General features: G+C 39.8%; 18 protein-coding genes. 4 read left to right on the top strand and 14 right to left on the bottom strand.

The window, feature by feature from the left end:
* Nucleotides 1-40 precede the first annotated feature (40 nt).
* Genes ACXACJ_RS09850 through ACXACJ_RS09840 form a run of 3 tightly spaced genes read left to right on the top strand, consistent with a single transcriptional unit; the run spans nucleotide 41 to nucleotide 3975 of the window.
* A complete protein-coding gene (locus tag ACXACJ_RS09850; RefSeq protein ID WP_475134197.1) occupies nucleotides 41-778 on the top strand; it encodes an XRE family transcriptional regulator in 738 nt (245 codons plus the stop codon).
* Nucleotides 779-784: 6 nt separating this feature from the next.
* Nucleotides 785-3424, top strand: a complete 2640-nt coding sequence (locus ACXACJ_RS09845; RefSeq protein ID WP_475134196.1) for an Eco57I restriction-modification methylase domain-containing protein — start codon at nucleotides 785-787, stop codon at nucleotides 3422-3424.
* Nucleotides 3425-3435: 11 nt separating this feature from the next.
* Complete coding sequence (locus ACXACJ_RS09840; RefSeq protein ID WP_475134195.1) at nucleotides 3436-3975, top strand: hypothetical protein; 540 nt, start codon at nucleotides 3436-3438, stop codon at nucleotides 3973-3975.
* Nucleotides 3976-4014: 39 nt separating this feature from the next.
* Here ACXACJ_RS09840 and ACXACJ_RS09835 read toward each other — a convergent pair whose 3' ends face one another.
* Together ACXACJ_RS09835 and ACXACJ_RS09830 are read right to left on the bottom strand one after the other, a co-directional pair.
* Nucleotides 4015-4281: a helix-turn-helix domain-containing protein gene (locus ACXACJ_RS09835; RefSeq protein WP_475134194.1), complete on the bottom strand. Its 267-nt coding sequence runs from the start codon at nucleotides 4279-4281 to the stop codon at nucleotides 4015-4017.
* 241 nt (nucleotides 4282-4522) lie between these two features.
* The gene (locus tag ACXACJ_RS09830) at nucleotides 4523-4834 is read right to left on the bottom strand and encodes a helix-turn-helix domain-containing protein (RefSeq protein WP_475134193.1); all 312 of its coding nucleotides are present in this window, start codon (nucleotides 4832-4834) and stop codon (nucleotides 4523-4525) included.
* A 126-nt stretch (nucleotides 4835-4960) separates the two neighbouring features.
* On the opposite strand from ACXACJ_RS09830, the gene ACXACJ_RS09825 reads away from it, so the two are divergent.
* Nucleotides 4961-5167 (top strand): hypothetical protein, encoded by a 207-nt coding sequence (locus ACXACJ_RS09825; protein WP_475134192.1) that lies wholly within the window; start codon nucleotides 4961-4963, stop codon nucleotides 5165-5167.
* Between the two features lie 64 nt (nucleotides 5168-5231).
* Here ACXACJ_RS09825 and ACXACJ_RS09820 read toward each other — a convergent pair whose 3' ends face one another.
* The 12 genes from ACXACJ_RS09820 to ACXACJ_RS09765 form a co-directional block, all read right to left on the bottom strand.
* Nucleotides 5232-6341, bottom strand: coding sequence for a hypothetical protein (locus ACXACJ_RS09820; RefSeq protein WP_475134191.1), 1110 nt, complete (start codon nucleotides 6339-6341; stop codon nucleotides 5232-5234).
* A 16-nt stretch (nucleotides 6342-6357) separates the two neighbouring features.
* Nucleotides 6358-7692 carry a Na+/H+ antiporter NhaA gene (gene nhaA, locus ACXACJ_RS09815; protein ID WP_475134190.1) on the bottom strand — a complete coding sequence of 445 codons (1335 nt, stop codon included), beginning with the start codon at nucleotides 7690-7692 and terminating at the stop codon, nucleotides 6358-6360.
* Entirely contained in the window at nucleotides 7677-8033 is a 357-nt protein-coding gene (locus ACXACJ_RS09810) for a SpoIIAA family protein (RefSeq protein ID WP_475134189.1), read from the bottom strand. Before ACXACJ_RS09810 ends, nhaA begins: the two co-directional genes overlap by 16 nt.
* A 54-nt stretch (nucleotides 8034-8087) precedes the next feature.
* Nucleotides 8088-10598: a heavy metal translocating P-type ATPase gene (locus ACXACJ_RS09805; protein ID WP_475134188.1), complete on the bottom strand. Its 2511-nt coding sequence runs from the start codon at nucleotides 10596-10598 to the stop codon at nucleotides 8088-8090.
* Nucleotides 10599-10617: 19 nt separating this feature from the next.
* Nucleotides 10618-11508: a bestrophin family protein gene (locus ACXACJ_RS09800; RefSeq protein WP_475134187.1), complete on the bottom strand. Its 891-nt coding sequence runs from the start codon at nucleotides 11506-11508 to the stop codon at nucleotides 10618-10620.
* A gap of 6 nt (nucleotides 11509-11514) precedes the next feature.
* Entirely contained in the window at nucleotides 11515-11952 is a 438-nt protein-coding gene (locus ACXACJ_RS09795) for a Fur family transcriptional regulator (protein ID WP_475134186.1), read from the bottom strand.
* Nucleotides 11949-12503, bottom strand: coding sequence for a hypothetical protein (locus ACXACJ_RS09790; protein WP_475134185.1), 555 nt, complete (start codon nucleotides 12501-12503; stop codon nucleotides 11949-11951). Before ACXACJ_RS09790 ends, ACXACJ_RS09795 begins: the two co-directional genes overlap by 4 nt.
* On the bottom strand, nucleotides 12503-13267 hold the full coding sequence (locus ACXACJ_RS09785; protein ID WP_475134184.1) for an AlbA family DNA-binding domain-containing protein: 765 nt from the start codon (nucleotides 13265-13267) through the stop codon (nucleotides 12503-12505). The genes ACXACJ_RS09790 and ACXACJ_RS09785 overlap by 1 nt, the downstream gene beginning before the upstream one ends.
* A gap of 63 nt (nucleotides 13268-13330) precedes the next feature.
* Nucleotides 13331-13549 (bottom strand): SHOCT domain-containing protein, encoded by a 219-nt coding sequence (locus ACXACJ_RS09780; protein WP_475134183.1) that lies wholly within the window; start codon nucleotides 13547-13549, stop codon nucleotides 13331-13333.
* A 241-nt stretch (nucleotides 13550-13790) separates the two neighbouring features.
* Nucleotides 13791-13916 carry a zinc-ribbon domain-containing protein gene (locus ACXACJ_RS09775; protein ID WP_475135080.1) on the bottom strand — a complete coding sequence of 42 codons (126 nt, stop codon included), beginning with the start codon at nucleotides 13914-13916 and terminating at the stop codon, nucleotides 13791-13793.
* 23 nt (nucleotides 13917-13939) lie between these two features.
* Entirely contained in the window at nucleotides 13940-14281 is a 342-nt protein-coding gene (locus ACXACJ_RS09770; protein ID WP_475134182.1) for a P-II family nitrogen regulator, read from the bottom strand.
* Between the two features lie 71 nt (nucleotides 14282-14352).
* Entirely contained in the window at nucleotides 14353-15564 is a 1212-nt protein-coding gene (locus tag ACXACJ_RS09765) for an efflux RND transporter periplasmic adaptor subunit (RefSeq protein ID WP_475134181.1), read from the bottom strand.
* Nucleotides 15565-15581 lie beyond the last annotated feature (17 nt).

The following is a 15581-nucleotide window of genomic DNA, read 5'->3' as shown; positions in this document are numbered from 1 at the left end:
TGAAGATACTTTATGTATATTTGACGAAAAATCCGTCATTATGACGAAAAATCCGTCAAATAGGTTTGCAGAAAATTTAAAGAACTATAGAAAAGCTCGAAATCTTACTCAGGGAGAACTGGCGAAGTTATTGGATTTTAGTCGTTCGACACTGGCTGATTACGAAAATGGGAAAAGTGAACCTAGCTTGGAAAGACTTGAAATACTGGCTAATTATTTCGACTTGTCCATTGATGTACTAATAGGAAAAGAATATCAAGAGGATAACTTAAAAATATTAACAATAAGCGTGGATAAGGACGGAGAAGAAAACATCGAATTTGTCCCTGTTACTGCTAGGGCGGGTTATATTAATGGATATTCTGACCCTGAATATGTGCAGACTTTGCCAAGATTTCAAATCCCTGGGTTGCGACTGGGAACATATCGAGCTTTTGAAATAGATGGATATTCTATGCCCCCAATTGAGAATGGATTTATAGTTATTGGTAGGTATGTTGAAAATCTTGACGAATTAAATGAGGGGGGGAGGTATGTATTGATCCTAAGAGATGAAGGGGTGGTTTTTAAAAGGGTGTTTCATTCGGACAAACCTGATGAGTTTAAATTGGTGTCAGACAATAAAGAATATTCACCTTACTCAGTTAAAAAAAGAAACATAAGGGAAATATGGGATTTTCAAGCATTTATCGGTTACCCTAATTATGTAGATAATTTACCAATTCAGAACTTGGAAAAAAAAGTAGATGAAATATATAGACATATAAAAAAGAATTAAGCAGATATGCTTCCAATAATACAAAACTTAACCAGACCGTGGGAAGGCAACCACCAAACATATAAGCAACTACAAAATTTTGCTGAGAATCTTGGTTGGTACCCTAGTGACATTATAGAAAATGAAAGGCCTGATGGCTATGTTACTGGTCATTTATTTGTTGAGCATGGTTTAGGGAACTCTGCTGTGATTACTTTTATCAACAACAGGTATCGCTACAGTGACTTAAGCTATTCTCAGCATGAGGATCTATTGAAAATTTCCTACAATAACCTTGTTGACTTACATATATCGGTTGACTTGGAAAGAGTAAATGGCTTTCATAATCGATACAAAAAAGAAGAGCAATTACTTTACAGTGGGCTTATTAAATCTGATGTAGAGAACTTAAGAAGTGATTTCTTCGAGAAAATCATTGCAGAAAAGCGACTTTACCCAAATATAAAAGCTCTGGATGATGCACTCATAGATACCATTTCAAATTGGAAGAGAGTACTGTCTTCAGAATTAGGGAATGAAGTAGATAATAGAGATTTATCAAATTTATTTAACACTGTTATTTTCACAAGGGCTGTTGAGGATCATTACACTAGAAGAAGTGACTCTAAAGAAATAAGATTAGGTTTACCGACATTCTTACTGCAAAAGAAAGATGAATCTCTAAAAAGCGTTTTCGAGAATTTCTTAAACCAGTTTGGCATTGATTCTTGGCCGGATCATATTATTGATCTAAACACATGTTCAAAGTTTGATAATATCAATAAGGAAATAATCTATAGGTTCTTTAATGAATTTTATTTTAACAAATTTGCTCCTTACAAATATGACTTTTCGATTATTTCAAAACACGCTTTAAGTAGAATTTATGAAAGATATGTATCAATCCTTAGAGTAGAAACAACTGACCAGTTGAATCTATTTGGGGCACCAATCCCATTTGAAGAAAATAAGAAGTCTTCAGGGACATACTATACTCCTCAGTTTGTTGCGAGGTTTTTGGCGAGATATGTTGAAGTAAATCAACCCCAATTTAAGTTCAAACCCATTTCAGTATTGGATCCGGCAGTTGGATCTGGAATATTCTTGCGCACCATATTGGAAAAGAAGGCGGAAACGCTTGGTCTTGGTCTTATTGATCAGGTGAAAGAAAGCTTTTTACATATAAAGGGTGTAGATATTAATCCAACTGCATGTGATGCGACTAAACTTTCTCTTACATTATTGTATTTGGTCCTAACAGATGAACTCCCCAAAAATCCGTTTGAAATAATCGAAGCGGATGCATTGGATGTATTTACAGAAAATGATGAGAAAAGAGATGTGGTAATTGCAAATCCTCCTTATGTGGCCTATAATAATTTGTCTGACATTGAAAGGCAAAAGCTTCGTGAGTTTCTTGGTAATCTGGCGTATGGAAGATCTGACTTGTATTTGCCATTCATAAAAATTGCAATAGACAATCTAAAGGATGGGGGATTAGGGTTATTTGTGATACCAAATACCTTCATGATAATGGATAGTGCCAAGGAGTTAAGAAAATATCTAATAGAAAACACCTTTATAAGATGTATTGTAGATTTGACTGAAATCCAAGTTTTTGCTGAGAACGTTTATACAATACTCCTAATATTTGAGAAGGTAGCACCTAATGAGCGAACAGAAAAAGGAGCGTATAATGCAGAACCCCTTGCAACAATAGCAAAGGTACAAGACAATGTAGGTGAAGCATTATACAAATTGTTAAGTGGTAATCGGCTTAACAATCCATATTATGCTATTTATGATGTTACTCAGGACTTTTTCAAAAGTGAACAGTGGTACTTATTGCCACCAACAGAGCATAAGCTAAAAATGCGTCTGGAAGAATTCCCTACAATTGACTCTTTTTTCGAAATTAGGACTGGGTTTTCATCTGGAGCTTCTGATGTATTCATACAGCATTTTCAAAGTATACCTAAGGAAGAAAGAGCCATCTATATTCCTTTCTTAGACGATAGGGATGTGGAGTCCTATGAGAATCTATCCGGAAGTGATCAATACTTTTTCTATCCATTTGAAGGAACACAACAAATTGATGAGGAAAGATTACAAAGCAAGTATCCGAAGACATTTTCGAGGTTAAACAGGTCCAAGTCTAAGTTATCTGAAAGAAAGGAAGTTCAAGATGGAAGAATAAATTGGTGGTATCCTAGTAGACCTAGAAGTCCGAAATTTATGCTTGTTCCAAAAATAGTTACGCCTCATTTGGTATATACACCAAAGTTCACGGTTGATTTTACTGGAAAGTTTGCTGTGTCCAGAGCTCCATTCCTTGTTTTAAAAGAGAAGTGGTCTAAGGAGAGAGACTTATTGTTTTATTATACGGCTGTCTTGAATTCTAGCGTTTGCTTTTGGTATTTAATCAATCATGCACCAAAGTATCAGAAGGGATATGCAATGCTCGAACCAAAGTATTTAAAGAGTATGCCTATTCCCTCGCATGAAGAGGTGGATAAGATAAAACTGAAGAAAATTATTGAATTGGTCAAAGAACGAATGGAGTCAAAGAAAGGAAAACAAATTGAGCTAGATAAACGACTTGAACGAATGGTGGCGGAATTATATGGATTGAGTGAAGATGAATTGAAATTCTTGAACATAGATTAACCCTCCTTAAGATGGCAATTCTATACACGGAGAAAGATTTACATAAACGAGAGAATAAAATAAGGAAGCTGCTAAGACCCTTATTGGGTGATAGGCAGGATATTACAGCGAGACGGGTGAGTACTACTGGAAACTCAATGATATTCTCTGTTTTTAGTGGCTCTTCTCCAGTAACGAATAGTCATAGGGACATGACATTCAAAACTCTTTCAAAAAGCATTAGAGGTAATTATTTTGAGGTATGGAAAAAGACCGAGAAAAAAGAATGGCAATTGTCGAATGCTTATTTGAAGTTGATTGATTTAGACCAAAAGGAACTTCTTTCACTTCATTGTGATCCATCCGAATCAAAAGACAGTGAAATCTATATCTACAAAAGTGGGCCTCACCTACATATTAGTCATCCAACAAATTCTATTATTTCCAGTGCACACGTTGCATTGAACATCAGTGATCTTGAGGAAGTATTAAGTTCTATTGATAACTTGGAAAAGGCATTTGGTAATGCACTAAATATGATTTCTAATGAGGTCATACTAAAGACTTCATAATAGTCTTTTTTGTTAATTTATTTTTTCTGGAGAGGTAAGTCAGCTTATTTTATTCCTCCTCAACATCTCCACTATATCATCATATTCATAGAAGATTACTCCGGCTACTTTGGAGTAAGGGAGGTGGCCTTTGGTGCGGAGGTTGTGGAGGGTACCGGCACTGATGCAAAGCAGCTCCTGAACGTCCTGGCTTCTGAGCCATTTACGCTGAGGTGTACCGTGGGTCTGTAATAGTTTTTTGATCTCCTGTATTAGCTCATCTTTGAAAAAATAGAGGTCTTCGGATGTGACGACATTAGCGGGCATGATATGTTTATTGTATAATACATAGCGGAAAGATTAAAATTTTCAGACTAAAATAACAGGTAGTAGGGTAAGTGGTTAGCGTGGTTGGTCTTTCTGCAAAAATTCCTGGAGATCAGTAAGGTGTTTTGGAGATAGCTCGTTGAAAAATTGAGGGATTCCCGTTTTCACGGGAATGACGGAGAAGGAGATGGGGAATGTTGGAGAAAGGGTATGACACCCCTTTAATATTCTCCAGGGGATATTAGTCGAAACCTTCCGAGAAGAATTCCGCAGGGGTCATGTCAAGTGCCTTGATTACTTTAAGTAATGAGGTATATCGTAAGTCTCCGCCTTTTTCATACCTGCCATACTGTACCCTATGAATTCCATTTTCAAAGGCAAATACTTCGTAACTGGTGTAGCCTTTGGCTATTCTGAGACTTTTGATTCGCTTTGCAAGTTTGTCTAATTCCTGATCAAAATTGATCTCCTGATTATCTTTTGACATTCCACAAAACAAAGTGAGCAACCGCTTAAATGTTACTTCTAAAAATGCCCTACTTATTAGTAACATAGTTGTTTGCTTACTAACTTTAATTAAAGTTCATAAACAGATAACTCACTTCATTATTTAAAATGGTTATCTGTGTGGAAATTGAGAACTCCCTTTCCGAATGTCATGAGCCAAGAGAATTTCACCATGCTATATAAAAGGTTGGAGGAACTACCTGTAGAAGGTGAATTGCTTTCATTTCTAGTGGCGCAAAATGTCAAAAACCTAAACCAATTGCTTCGTGAGTGGTCGGTATGCAGCCTTTTGAATAGGGGTGGTGTCAGCTATCATTTCTTAGTAGAGCTGTATGGCCTTTTGGAGCAGCTGGGGTGTGAGGATCTGTTGCGGGAGTAGTGCTCTTCAGATTTTATTGACTTTCCGGGCGACTGCCATAGGTATTCCCCTAGGAAGTGGAGAGTTATTTGCGGTTGAGGTAATTGAGTAAGGTGTTCAATAGCTCTTTTAGGGGTTGTTTGTCTGAGTGTTTTTCAAAGAATTTGCGCTGAACGCTCTGCTGTGATATGTTCGATTGATTTTTTGAGGAGATATTTTTTGCTAACCACCGAACTGTTTGATTTGCTCCGGAACTTGTGTTTTTGGTGTCGTGAAATAGGCGAAAGAGACTGGTGATCACCTCTACCGAAAGTTGGAAGCGAAGCTTTTGAGTTTGGGTGTCTACAGTCGATTCTTGTTTGATTGAGTGTTTTATAATCGTAATTTCCTCTTTGAGCCAGTAGTTAACCTGTGTTTTCAAGGGAGGCAAATCTGAACTGTAAGCTGTTCCTTTAATATATCTGATCCTACGAAGGCAATGTCTGGATTTTTGAAGATAGTCGAGATATTGCTGGTTATCGTCCAGCTCGTCTCTTATTGCGTTATAGTGATTGGCCATAAATGAAAGCATGCCTATACTGTTGAAGTTGAGGACACACAGAATTTCCAACAATTCCTTTGCATCAGGGTCTGGTGAGGTTTCAAACCATTGAATAAGTTTGGTTACGTAGGTATTTAGGTATTGCTTCTTTTGGTGTGTAATGCTTTCACCATCGATATTCGTAAGTTTTTGGAGTGGTTTAAGGGTGATTTTCTTCAGCTTAGGGCTGATATCGCTTTTGCCTAGAAAACCTTCTAATAGCTCTTTTTTTGGATTGAGGTGTCTTAAGAATTTTTGAGTACCTATTCGGGATAGGTGCTGTCTGGTATCAATGTATATGTGGTAGGTGTTTTCAATATAAAACCTGATATCATCCAGGTCTTGGAGGGATTGTTTTAGTGCCTTCTCTCTGGATATACTATCATTTGTTTCGAGCTCTTCACGTACTTTAAACTCGAATGTATCTATTGTTAGGAGTGTCTTATGGATATAGAACTCGGCTTGAGCCTTGCTTTGTAACTGGAAGAAGCATTGATCGATGGAATGAATAATGCTTTCTGAGAGCTTAGTGAAGTCTTGAGGAGGCTGTTGAGAAGTATTTGCTCTGCCGAGGATTAGTTGATTGAAATTTTCAAATGGAAATTCTGGTTGCATTATGCTTCATCCACTTTTAGAGTTCGTTGCCTGGTTTGGTGAAGAATAATGTAACGGTACCTCCTAGCGCAGCGATGAGTGAAGCTGAAAGAATACTGATCTTTGCTACCTGGATCAATTGTTCGTTGTCGTATGCCAGATTGGTAATGAATAGAGACATTGTAAAGCCTACGCCTGCCACCATTCCCATGCCGATAATATGCGGCCAACGCAAAGATGTATGTCGCTCTGAAATGCCCAGCATTTCTCCTAAGTAGGAAAATAGAGTGATCCCTAACACTTTGCCAAGGGCAAGTCCCAGTAGTATTCCAAGCCCGAGGGAGCTTGAGAGAACCTGTAAAATACCAATGTTGAGCTTGACACCTGCATTGGCAATGGCAAAAACAGGTATGATAAAAAAAGCATTGAAATCGACTAAAGCGTTTTCAAGTTTTAGTAGCGGGGGTCTCGAGTTTTCTGTATCCCTTTTGATCGCTTTTAATATCCTCCTTTGTTGGATGTCTTGTAAAGGGTCTTTGGTTTCTATTTCGGTTTGTTCGAGGGCTGCTACATGGTGAGCTGTTCTGTCTTTTAATATCTTGCTATCCAATTTTGGCTTGACTGGAATTGTAATAGCAAAAAGGACTCCTGCAATGGTTGGGTGAATGCCTGAATTCAAAAAGCAAAACCATAGCACAATACCTCCAATGATGAACCAAAGTAGATTCTTGACACCTAGATAATTGATTAGCATGAGAACCAGGAATATGCTCAATCCTGTGGCTAAGAACTGCCCGTTTATTTGTTCAGTATAGAACAGGGCAATTACCAAAATAGCGCCCAGATCATCTGCAATAGCTAAAGCAATAAGAAACAATTTTAACTGTGATGGCACTCGAGACCCGAGCAGGCCAATAATACCCAGAGAATAGGCTATATCGGTTGCCATGGGAATTCCCCACCCGTTGATACTTTCTTGCTGCAGATTTAAAGCAGTGAAAATCAATGCTGGAAAGAGCATTCCTCCGAATGCAGCAAATAGGGGCATTGAAGCTTTCTTGAAGGAAGATAGCTCTCCAACCAGTATTTCTCTTTTCAATTCCATTCCAGCCACCAGAAAGAAGATGGCCATTAGTCCATCATTGATCCATTCCTCGATGGTGAGTCCAAAGCTAAAATGTTCTGAAAACTCAAATATAAATTCATCTGACAGGTAATGATGGTATGCCTCAGCCCATTGGGAGTTGCCTAGCAAAAGTGCTATGATTGTGGCTACAATTAGGCATAGCCCGCCTGTGGTTTCCCTGTCGAGAAATCTCTTTGCGGTTTGTTTAATATAACCGTTACTGTTTTCAGTTAGTGATGAATCCATTCTTTGGCTAAGGTTTGATTGTCATAGTCATAGTATCTGATTTCGGCATTGCAAAATGGTTTCAAAAAGGGCACAATCCATTCTTGCCATTTTCGGTTTACCACGATGGATATTTTCTCATAGTCCGCAGCATGCTGTATATCTATGTTTGAATTCAGCCACAGTCCCTGGGAGGCCCATCCGTCAGAATCTTCTATTTCAAAGTACCATCTTACTCTTTGATTGTTATCCAGGATGTTGTGAACGATTGGGTGAATCTTTTCCATATCCTGTTGTGAAAGCTGGCTATCAGCTTTTGTAGCGATGATGTTACCATTTGTTAGTGAGAGAATTTGGAACATAGCTAGGTGATTTGATAATTGAGATTCTGTAGGTTATCAAGTCTGATTACCTGATCAATTGCGAAATTTATCCTTAAAGGCAAGCAGTCTGAGGGCATTAAACACTACCAGTAGGGTTGATCCTTCATGTACCATTACAGCAGGACCTATGGTGGCAATTCCTGAAATGGTCAGTGGAATGAGCAAAGCGACAATGCCAAGGCTTACCCATAGGTTTTGCTTGATAATGGCTTTGGATTTTCTGCTGAGTCCAATGGCAAAAGGTAAGGTTTCAAGCTTATCGGCCATTAAGGCTATATCCGCTGTTTCCAGAGCTACATCGCTTCCTGCAGCTCCCATTGCAATGCCCACTGTGCTATTGGCCATTGCGGGAGCATCATTTACTCCATCTCCAACCATGGCCACTTTGGATTCTTTCTCCCGTAGCTTTTTGATGGCTTCTACTTTTTCTTCCGGAAGCAGGCTACCCCATGCATCCGTAAGGCCTATTTCTTTCGCAACTGCATCCGCCACTTTTTGATTATCTCCAGTCAGCATGATCATGCGCTTGATGCCTATTTTCTTAAGCTGATCGAGCGTGTTCTTTGCTTCTTTTCTAGGAGTGTCCATCAAAGCAACTATACCGATGAAAGTATTATTTTGACGAATCAGCATCGTTGTATTTCCATCGGATTCTAATGCTTTTACTTTTTCTTCAATCTCTTTCGATGGTTTTTTATCATCCAGAGATTCAAACAAGTCTAGATTGCCGATGTATACTTTGTCTTTTCCTAACTGAGCTTTGATTCCCTTGCCTAAAACCGCTTCGAGATTTTTGGCTTCAGGTATCTCTGAATCTTTCAATCGCTCTTTTCCATCCCGTACTATTGCTTTGGCTAAAGGATGGTCGCTGAGTTTCTCGACAGCTATGGCTGTTTTGAGCACCTCATCTTCATTTGCTTTATTCAGTGCTACAACTTCTGTCAGTTTAGGTTTTCCTTCGGTAAGTGTGCCTGTCTTGTCGAATGCCAATGCGGTAAGAACTCCCAGGTCTTCTAATGGTCGACCTCCCTTGATGAGTACACCACTTTTAGCTGCCCTTGCAACACCACTGAGTACTGCACTAGGGGTAGATATGGCCAAGGCACATGGACTGGCCGCTACTAAAACTGCCATTGCCCTGTAAAAACTTTCGCTGAATGGCTCATCGAGTACCAGAAAAGCGAAGTTCAGCAGTACTACCAGTATTAAAACGGATGGTACAAAGTACTTTTCGAATTTATCCGTGAACTGCTGGGTAGGGGATTTTTGAGTTTGTGCTTCGTTGACCAGTTTTACCAGGCGTGACAGGGTGGAGTCCTTGGCCTCTTTGATGACTTTTATTTCGAGGGTGTTATTGCCGTTAATGGTTCCGGAGAAAACTCTGTTTTCATCTTTGATGTCATCGTCTTGAGACCATTCTTTTTCAGTGTCCTCCACTGGCTTTTTGTCAACGGGTACGCTTTCTCCTGTGATAGGTGCTTGATTCACTGTGCTTTGACCTACCACCACCACACCATCAGCAGAGATTTTGGTGTTTGGTTTGACTACTATGATATCACCTATCTTCAGCTCTTCAATGCCAACTTCACTGGTCTGTCCATTTTTCTTTAGCAATGCTGTTTTAGGGGCCAATTCTGCCAGTGCAGCAATGGATTTTCTTGCTTTGTTCATTGCATAATGTTCCAATGCATGGCCAATGCTGAAAAGGAATAATAGTAGGGCGCCTTCTGCCCATTCACCTAAAATGGCGGCTCCTATAGCAGCTACCAGCATTAAGAAATCAATTTCAAAGCCTCCTTTGGCTACCGTTTCAATTGCTTCTTTTACTGTGAAATACCCTCCAAAGAAATATGCTCCAATGTAGAGTGCCATGCTTACCCATGATGGGACAGCTTCCAGGTAAGTGAGGCCAAAACCTATTCCTAATAATGCTCCACAGATGATGGAAAAGATCAGTTCGGTGTTTTTACCGAAAATGCCTCCGTGTGAATGGTCGTGTTCTGTAGCTTCTTTTTCAGAATCCTGCTCTTTGTGCAAGTGTTCCGGTTGACTTGAATCCTGAGAAGTGTTTTTAATGTATCGTTCTACATCAACCTGGGTTGTGAGAATATCCAAACCTTGTTTACGCAGGAACTTGAGAATTTCTTCTTCATTGATTTTGGCTGTTTCAAACTCAATACCAATCATGCCGGAAGCAGAGACGGCTGCCTGTAAAACGCCTTCAAGTTTGGTGAGCGTTTCTTCAATTTTGCGAGCATGCCTGGTATGCCTGATACCATCTACTTCTATTAGTTTGTGCCCATATTTATCAAGAATGGAAGCACCTGTGCGAACGGCAAGTGTTTGAATACGGTCCAGGGAAATCCTCTCCGGATCGTAGTGAAAACAAAGCTGCGGTATACCATTATCGGTTTTATCGACTACATGAACTTTTTCCAGGCCTTCAGTATCCTGTAGGCGACTGATGAGCTTATGTACACATTGATCTTTTTCGTCAGGTACCTCAGGCAGAATGAGGGGTATTTGTATCTGTAGTTTTTTCATTTTAAAAAGTTTCGTATTCTTAAAGAATGTAATAAATATCTGATTCTACTTTTACAGGAATATCCCTCTCTCCAATCATTTGCTTCAAATTAATTTCTATTGTTTCTGATAAATCTGTCATAGGGGTATCCAAGGGTTGGTTTTCAAAAGGGTCTTGCATGAGTATGGAAGTTTTTTCTATGGCTATAAAAATGATTGGGATGCCAATGGTAAGTCCAATTTCTACCAAGAGGTATTTATCCGACAACCCAAACGGAAGCATGGTGGCAAAAATATAAATGATGGTATGGATCAAAAGACTGTGGGCTTTTGGAAAAACGGTGTTTTTGATGCGCTCGCATTTTCCCATGGAGTCACACAGTCGGGCTATTGTACTGTCTATTTGCACCTGCTGAAAATCATTAACCATGTTTTTTTCTTTTGCTGCTAATAGCGTTTCAGCATGTTCAGAAAGTAAGGCATTGGGCAGGTTAAAGGCTTCAATGTTTTGTGTATCAAGATATTGCTTTACCCTGGATGTATTGGGCAGCTTTCTCAATGCTTCACCAAGGGCATAGCACCAGATGATCTGCCGCTCGGTCATTTGTTTTACCATAAGATTATAGTCTTGATGCTCTCTATTGAAAAAAGACACGCACTGCCTGACCAATGTTCTGGAATCGTTTACGATGGCTCCCCAAATAATTCTGGCTTCCCACCAGCGCTCATAAGCCTGATTAGTACGAAAACCTAAAAGCAATGCTACCGCGGTACCGAACACGGCTGTGACACTTATTGGAACTGAAATCTTGCCAAGAAATTCGTATTGATCTAGAGTACCGACCACAACTGCATAAGTTGTAATAAGTATAATATCAATCTTAATTGTTTTAAGAAAGTCAAGTATGGATATCCGTTTGTTGAGCAGCATTTCTTTTTATTTAATTATTTCCTTTTTGCACTGTGGACAAATGCCCTTTACCACCAGATTGGCTTCTTCGGCCTGATGATCAGGCGGAAGTACAATTTCAGGAATTTTATAGCTAGTGAGGCATTTAGTTTCTCCGCATATTCTGCAATGAAAATGCAGATGCAGGTCTCTTTCTATTTCACATTTACAACCATCTTCACATAAAGCATACTTGGGCACACCGGTTCCATCATCAATGCTATGAACCATACCGTTTTCTTCAAAAACTTTCAGGGTTCGATAGAGCGTAGTACGATCTGACTTTTCGAAATCTTTGTACAATTCGGTCAGACTAACTGCTGATTCACGATCTAACAGGTACTCCAATACCAAGAGCCTCATTGCTGTTGGGTTTATCTTATTCTTTACAAGAGTTTCCTCTAATTCTTTTATCGTACTACTCATAATGTATTTTTTCTAAGTATCACTTGCGTAAACTGCACTTTTAAGGCCTCACTAACTCCTGGGATGAAGGACTCCAAACCAACTTCTTTTGTAGAAAAATCTCCCGTAGCACTTAGCAAACATGCAATGGATTCTCCACCATTAAAATGCTTGAGCGTGGCATTCATTACTACCTGAAATTCCCGTTCACCTGTTATAATTTTAATAGGCCAGTTAAACGATATAGGAGAATGAGGCTGGCTAATAAAATCATCCACCGGAATCCTCCCGGAAAAAGTGATTCTTGATGCATCGTTTGAAAGCTGGCTTTTCTGTTCACTTAAAAAACCGTTACCAACATCCAGGCTTTTCAGGTTAAGCTTACCTGAAATTTCTTTTGTGTCATAGTCCAGTTGAATCAATAGTTGATGACTTTCAGCAATCACCTGCTCATCATATATTTCAGCTACCATTACTATATGCCCTTCAGTAGTCCTGTAAAGCGTTTGACCTTTAACCACAAAGGAGTTGAAGGCAATTAGCAGAAGTATAAACAACTTGATTTTCATCATTAACGAACGTTTAAATTTTCTTCTATATAATCGAGTGCCTCAGGTATATCCAACTCACGTGTACCGTTGCCCGTGCGAACAAAAAAATGAGAACGGTCGTTATCATGAAGATAAACCGGGGAACCGGCCCTTTTGATAGCGAGATGGCAGAAATCATATGCCTCGATCTTGTAAAAAGAAACGGCTACCAACGTACATAAATTTGTTCCCAGCTTATTGGATATTAGTTCCATAATGTATTGTTCAAAACCATCTCTGCCAGGTTTTTTTAGCGTGGCATAATCTTCCTGTAAACCTCGTAGTTGTCCATAATCATCAATACCGATGAACAGATGTCCTCCACTTGTATTCATAAATCCGGCTATTGTCTTAGCTACTACTGTTTCCAGTGCCTTATTCGGCTTAAATTGGTGTAAGTCCCACCTCAAAGTAGATTTAAATTCTACCTGCTGGTTTTCTCCCGCAGCTATAAGCTCCTTGATCTCCTCCAGTCTATCTCTTTTCCCGGTAAGCTGAAATATTTTTTGTCTGATCATAAAAAGAAGTGCGAGGATAACACCTAACAATCCAAAGAGCAATTTGGTAACCGCCTGATCCACATCCCACGATCCAACAACCTGCTGATAGGAAGTAAGTAGCCATGCCCACCAATTTCCCTGGTCTCCCTGCATATCGTACATGTGCAGTGAAATAACCAAAGGCTGTAGTAAGAAAATACCGAGGGTAAACCCAATAGCGATGTATAGAAGTAACTTGCTTTTCATCTTCTTGTCAGTTTTGGAGCCACAGGTGCCACATTTGATGTGAAGACACCTGCGACCCTATACCTATTTCTTCCTGTTTTGAAGAACTTTCTTCTTTTGCTCAAATTCTTCATCGCTGAGCTCCCCTCGGGCATAGCGCTCTCTTAGCGCCTCCATGGCTTTATCCTTGCTTCTTCTTTGCCCGGGTGTAGGGTATGGAATCAGAAATATCCAAAATATGAGGATCAGCCATAGGATCCACCAAATCCAGTGCATTCCTCCGAAATACCAATCATGCATCATAACTATGAGGGTTTAAGGTTTAACATTTATTTACACTTTTTACACCACTTCCCCTGTACCACACTGTCTGCAGTAGCCAGAAAACGATGGCCGTTTTTACATTGCCATCTGAGTGGCGTTTTGGAATTTATATATTCTTCAGAAAGACAAGTACCGCCCTTTGTAGCAGCCAGTGCTTTCACCCTTTCTATCCCGTGAGGCCTATTGTTAGCACAGAATGGGCACCAGCTTTTTCTTATTCTTACACTGAAGGGAGTAGCGCCTGCCAGCGATGGCCTTCAGCACATTGCCACCACAGTTTTGATTTGCTGTTTATGTACAAATCGGATAGACAAAGCCCTCCTCTTTTTCGGGCCAGATATTGCATTTCTTCAATTGGACTTGACATATCTACTTCATATCAAATCTTTTAATAGATTTTCCAGTCTTGATCCGATAAGCATCATCTATTTCTGATACGTAAATAATGCCATCGCCCGGTTCAGGTGTTTGAGCCTTGCCACAGATCAGTTGAATGGCTTTATCCGTTTCCTCATTTTGGCAGACCAGTTCCAGCTTAACAATCGGGCTATCGGTAAAATGAAAATCCAATGATGGAGATGCATCAGGATCTTTATGAGCTCCGGTACCTTCTCCTTTGGATAGGGTTACACTTTCAAATCCTGCATCTCGCAGCGCATCTACGACACCTTGAACTTTTGCTGGTTTTATAAATGCTTTTATTTCTTTCATCTCTTTTAATGTCTTATTCAAGAATTGGCAATAGCCGCAGTGAACGGCTATTGCTTTTGTTTCTGATGATCCTAATGGCTATGAGAAGTCTGGCTTTTCTTCATTTCGGAAACCAGGTAGTAGGCGTTGTTGAGGGCCACTTTAGTGCCTTCTGGCATAGGCTCCAGTAGGTTGATTTCTGTCCAGCCTTCTTCTGAAATACCGGTTCGAATCTCGACTGGTCTGAATGCCCATTCAGTTTCACCATCTTCTTTATGGGCTTCAGCAAGAAAGATATAGGGCTTGCCATCCTCTTCTACAATGGCTTCTGAGGGTAGCGCTTTCACCGTTTCGTTCTGCGTGTGGATCTTTCCATTGATGTACATTCCCGGCACCAAGAAATCTGTCTTTCCTTTGATTTCTGCATGTACATGGACTGCTTTGGGGTTTTGTTCGAATTGTTTGCCAACAGAATAGATTTCCGCTTCCAGTCGTTTTCCAGGTACGGATTCCACAGTGAAGGATACCTTTTGTCCTTTTTTCACTTTATAAACATCTTTTTCAAAGACCATTAAATCGGCATGGATATGCTCGTTGTTTACAATGGTGAACATTTCCTTCTGCGGGTCAACAAACTGCCCCACCTGAACCAGAACCTTTTCTATATATCCATCTATTGGGCTTATTACGGGAACAAACTGGTAGATGTCTCCTTCTTGAATTTTGGAGGTGTTTAAGCTGAGCTGTTTTAACTGTACTTCATAACCTTTCACTTCGCCTTTCATTGCGAGATATTCAGCCTGGGTTTCTTGATATGTTTTTCCTGACCCAACCTCTTCTTCATAAAGTCTTTTTTGACGCTGAATTTCTTTTTCAAGGTACTGGAGGCGACTATAGGATTTGATATAATCGGTTTGAAGTTGTGTCAGGTTAGGGTGAGTCAGGTAACCCAATACTTGACCCTTGTTTACCTTATCTCCCTCAATGATTTTGATGGATGAAACATTAGCTCCAATGATTGCCGTGACTGTTGCTTCGTATTGAGGAGGTACTTCTAATTGACCATTGGCAATGACCAGCGCTGATAATGCCCTGGTTGGGAGCGTATCCAATTTCATGTCCAGGGCTTTAAACTTGAGTGCCGATAAATGGACTTCTCCCATTTCTTCCTCACCGTGTTCACCAGCTTCTTCACCGCTGGCGTGCTCTTCGTGTCCGGCTTCTTCAACTTCAGGGGATTTGCTTGTGCATCCGCTAACTATTAAGAGGCCGACTAATAGAATATATAAGATTGTATTTTTCATTTTCTTTGTTATTTGCT

The organism is Roseivirga sp. AWQ4_251, from assembly GCF_056158225.1.
This window is presented reverse-complemented; position numbering and strand designations above follow the sequence as displayed.

Bases quoted from the DNA above. Each gene is read 5' to 3' on its own strand.
- ACXACJ_RS09850 (WP_475134197.1), top strand. From the start codon at position 41: ATGACGAAAAATCCGTCAAATAGGTTTGCAGAAAATTTAAAGAACTAT.
- ACXACJ_RS09845 (WP_475134196.1), top strand. From the start codon at position 785: ATGCTTCCAATAATACAAAACTTAACCAGACCGTGGGAAGGCAACCAC.
- ACXACJ_RS09840 (WP_475134195.1), top strand. From the start codon at position 3,436: ATGGCAATTCTATACACGGAGAAAGATTTACATAAACGAGAGAATAAA.
- ACXACJ_RS09835 (WP_475134194.1), bottom strand. From the start codon at position 4,281: ATGCCCGCTAATGTCGTCACATCCGAAGACCTCTATTTTTTCAAAGAT.
- ACXACJ_RS09830 (WP_475134193.1), bottom strand. From the start codon at position 4,834: ATGTTACTAATAAGTAGGGCATTTTTAGAAGTAACATTTAAGCGGTTG.
- ACXACJ_RS09825 (WP_475134192.1), top strand. From the start codon at position 4,961: ATGCTATATAAAAGGTTGGAGGAACTACCTGTAGAAGGTGAATTGCTT.
- ACXACJ_RS09820 (WP_475134191.1), bottom strand. From the start codon at position 6,341: ATGCAACCAGAATTTCCATTTGAAAATTTCAATCAACTAATCCTCGGC.
- nhaA (WP_475134190.1), bottom strand. From the start codon at position 7,692: ATGGATTCATCACTAACTGAAAACAGTAACGGTTATATTAAACAAACC.
- ACXACJ_RS09810 (WP_475134189.1), bottom strand. From the start codon at position 8,033: ATGTTCCAAATTCTCTCACTAACAAATGGTAACATCATCGCTACAAAA.
- ACXACJ_RS09805 (WP_475134188.1), bottom strand. From the start codon at position 10,598: ATGAAAAAACTACAGATACAAATACCCCTCATTCTGCCTGAGGTACCT.
- ACXACJ_RS09800 (WP_475134187.1), bottom strand. From the start codon at position 11,508: ATGCTGCTCAACAAACGGATATCCATACTTGACTTTCTTAAAACAATT.
- ACXACJ_RS09795 (WP_475134186.1), bottom strand. From the start codon at position 11,952: ATGAGTAGTACGATAAAAGAATTAGAGGAAACTCTTGTAAAGAATAAG.
- ACXACJ_RS09790 (WP_475134185.1), bottom strand. From the start codon at position 12,503: ATGATGAAAATCAAGTTGTTTATACTTCTGCTAATTGCCTTCAACTCC.
- ACXACJ_RS09785 (WP_475134184.1), bottom strand. From the start codon at position 13,267: ATGAAAAGCAAGTTACTTCTATACATCGCTATTGGGTTTACCCTCGGT.
- ACXACJ_RS09780 (WP_475134183.1), bottom strand. From the start codon at position 13,549: ATGATGCATGATTGGTATTTCGGAGGAATGCACTGGATTTGGTGGATC.
- ACXACJ_RS09775 (WP_475135080.1), bottom strand. From the start codon at position 13,916: ATGCAATATCTGGCCCGAAAAAGAGGAGGGCTTTGTCTATCCGATTTG.
- ACXACJ_RS09770 (WP_475134182.1), bottom strand. From the start codon at position 14,281: ATGAAAGAAATAAAAGCATTTATAAAACCAGCAAAAGTTCAAGGTGTC.
- ACXACJ_RS09765 (WP_475134181.1), bottom strand. From the start codon at position 15,564: ATGAAAAATACAATCTTATATATTCTATTAGTCGGCCTCTTAATAGTT.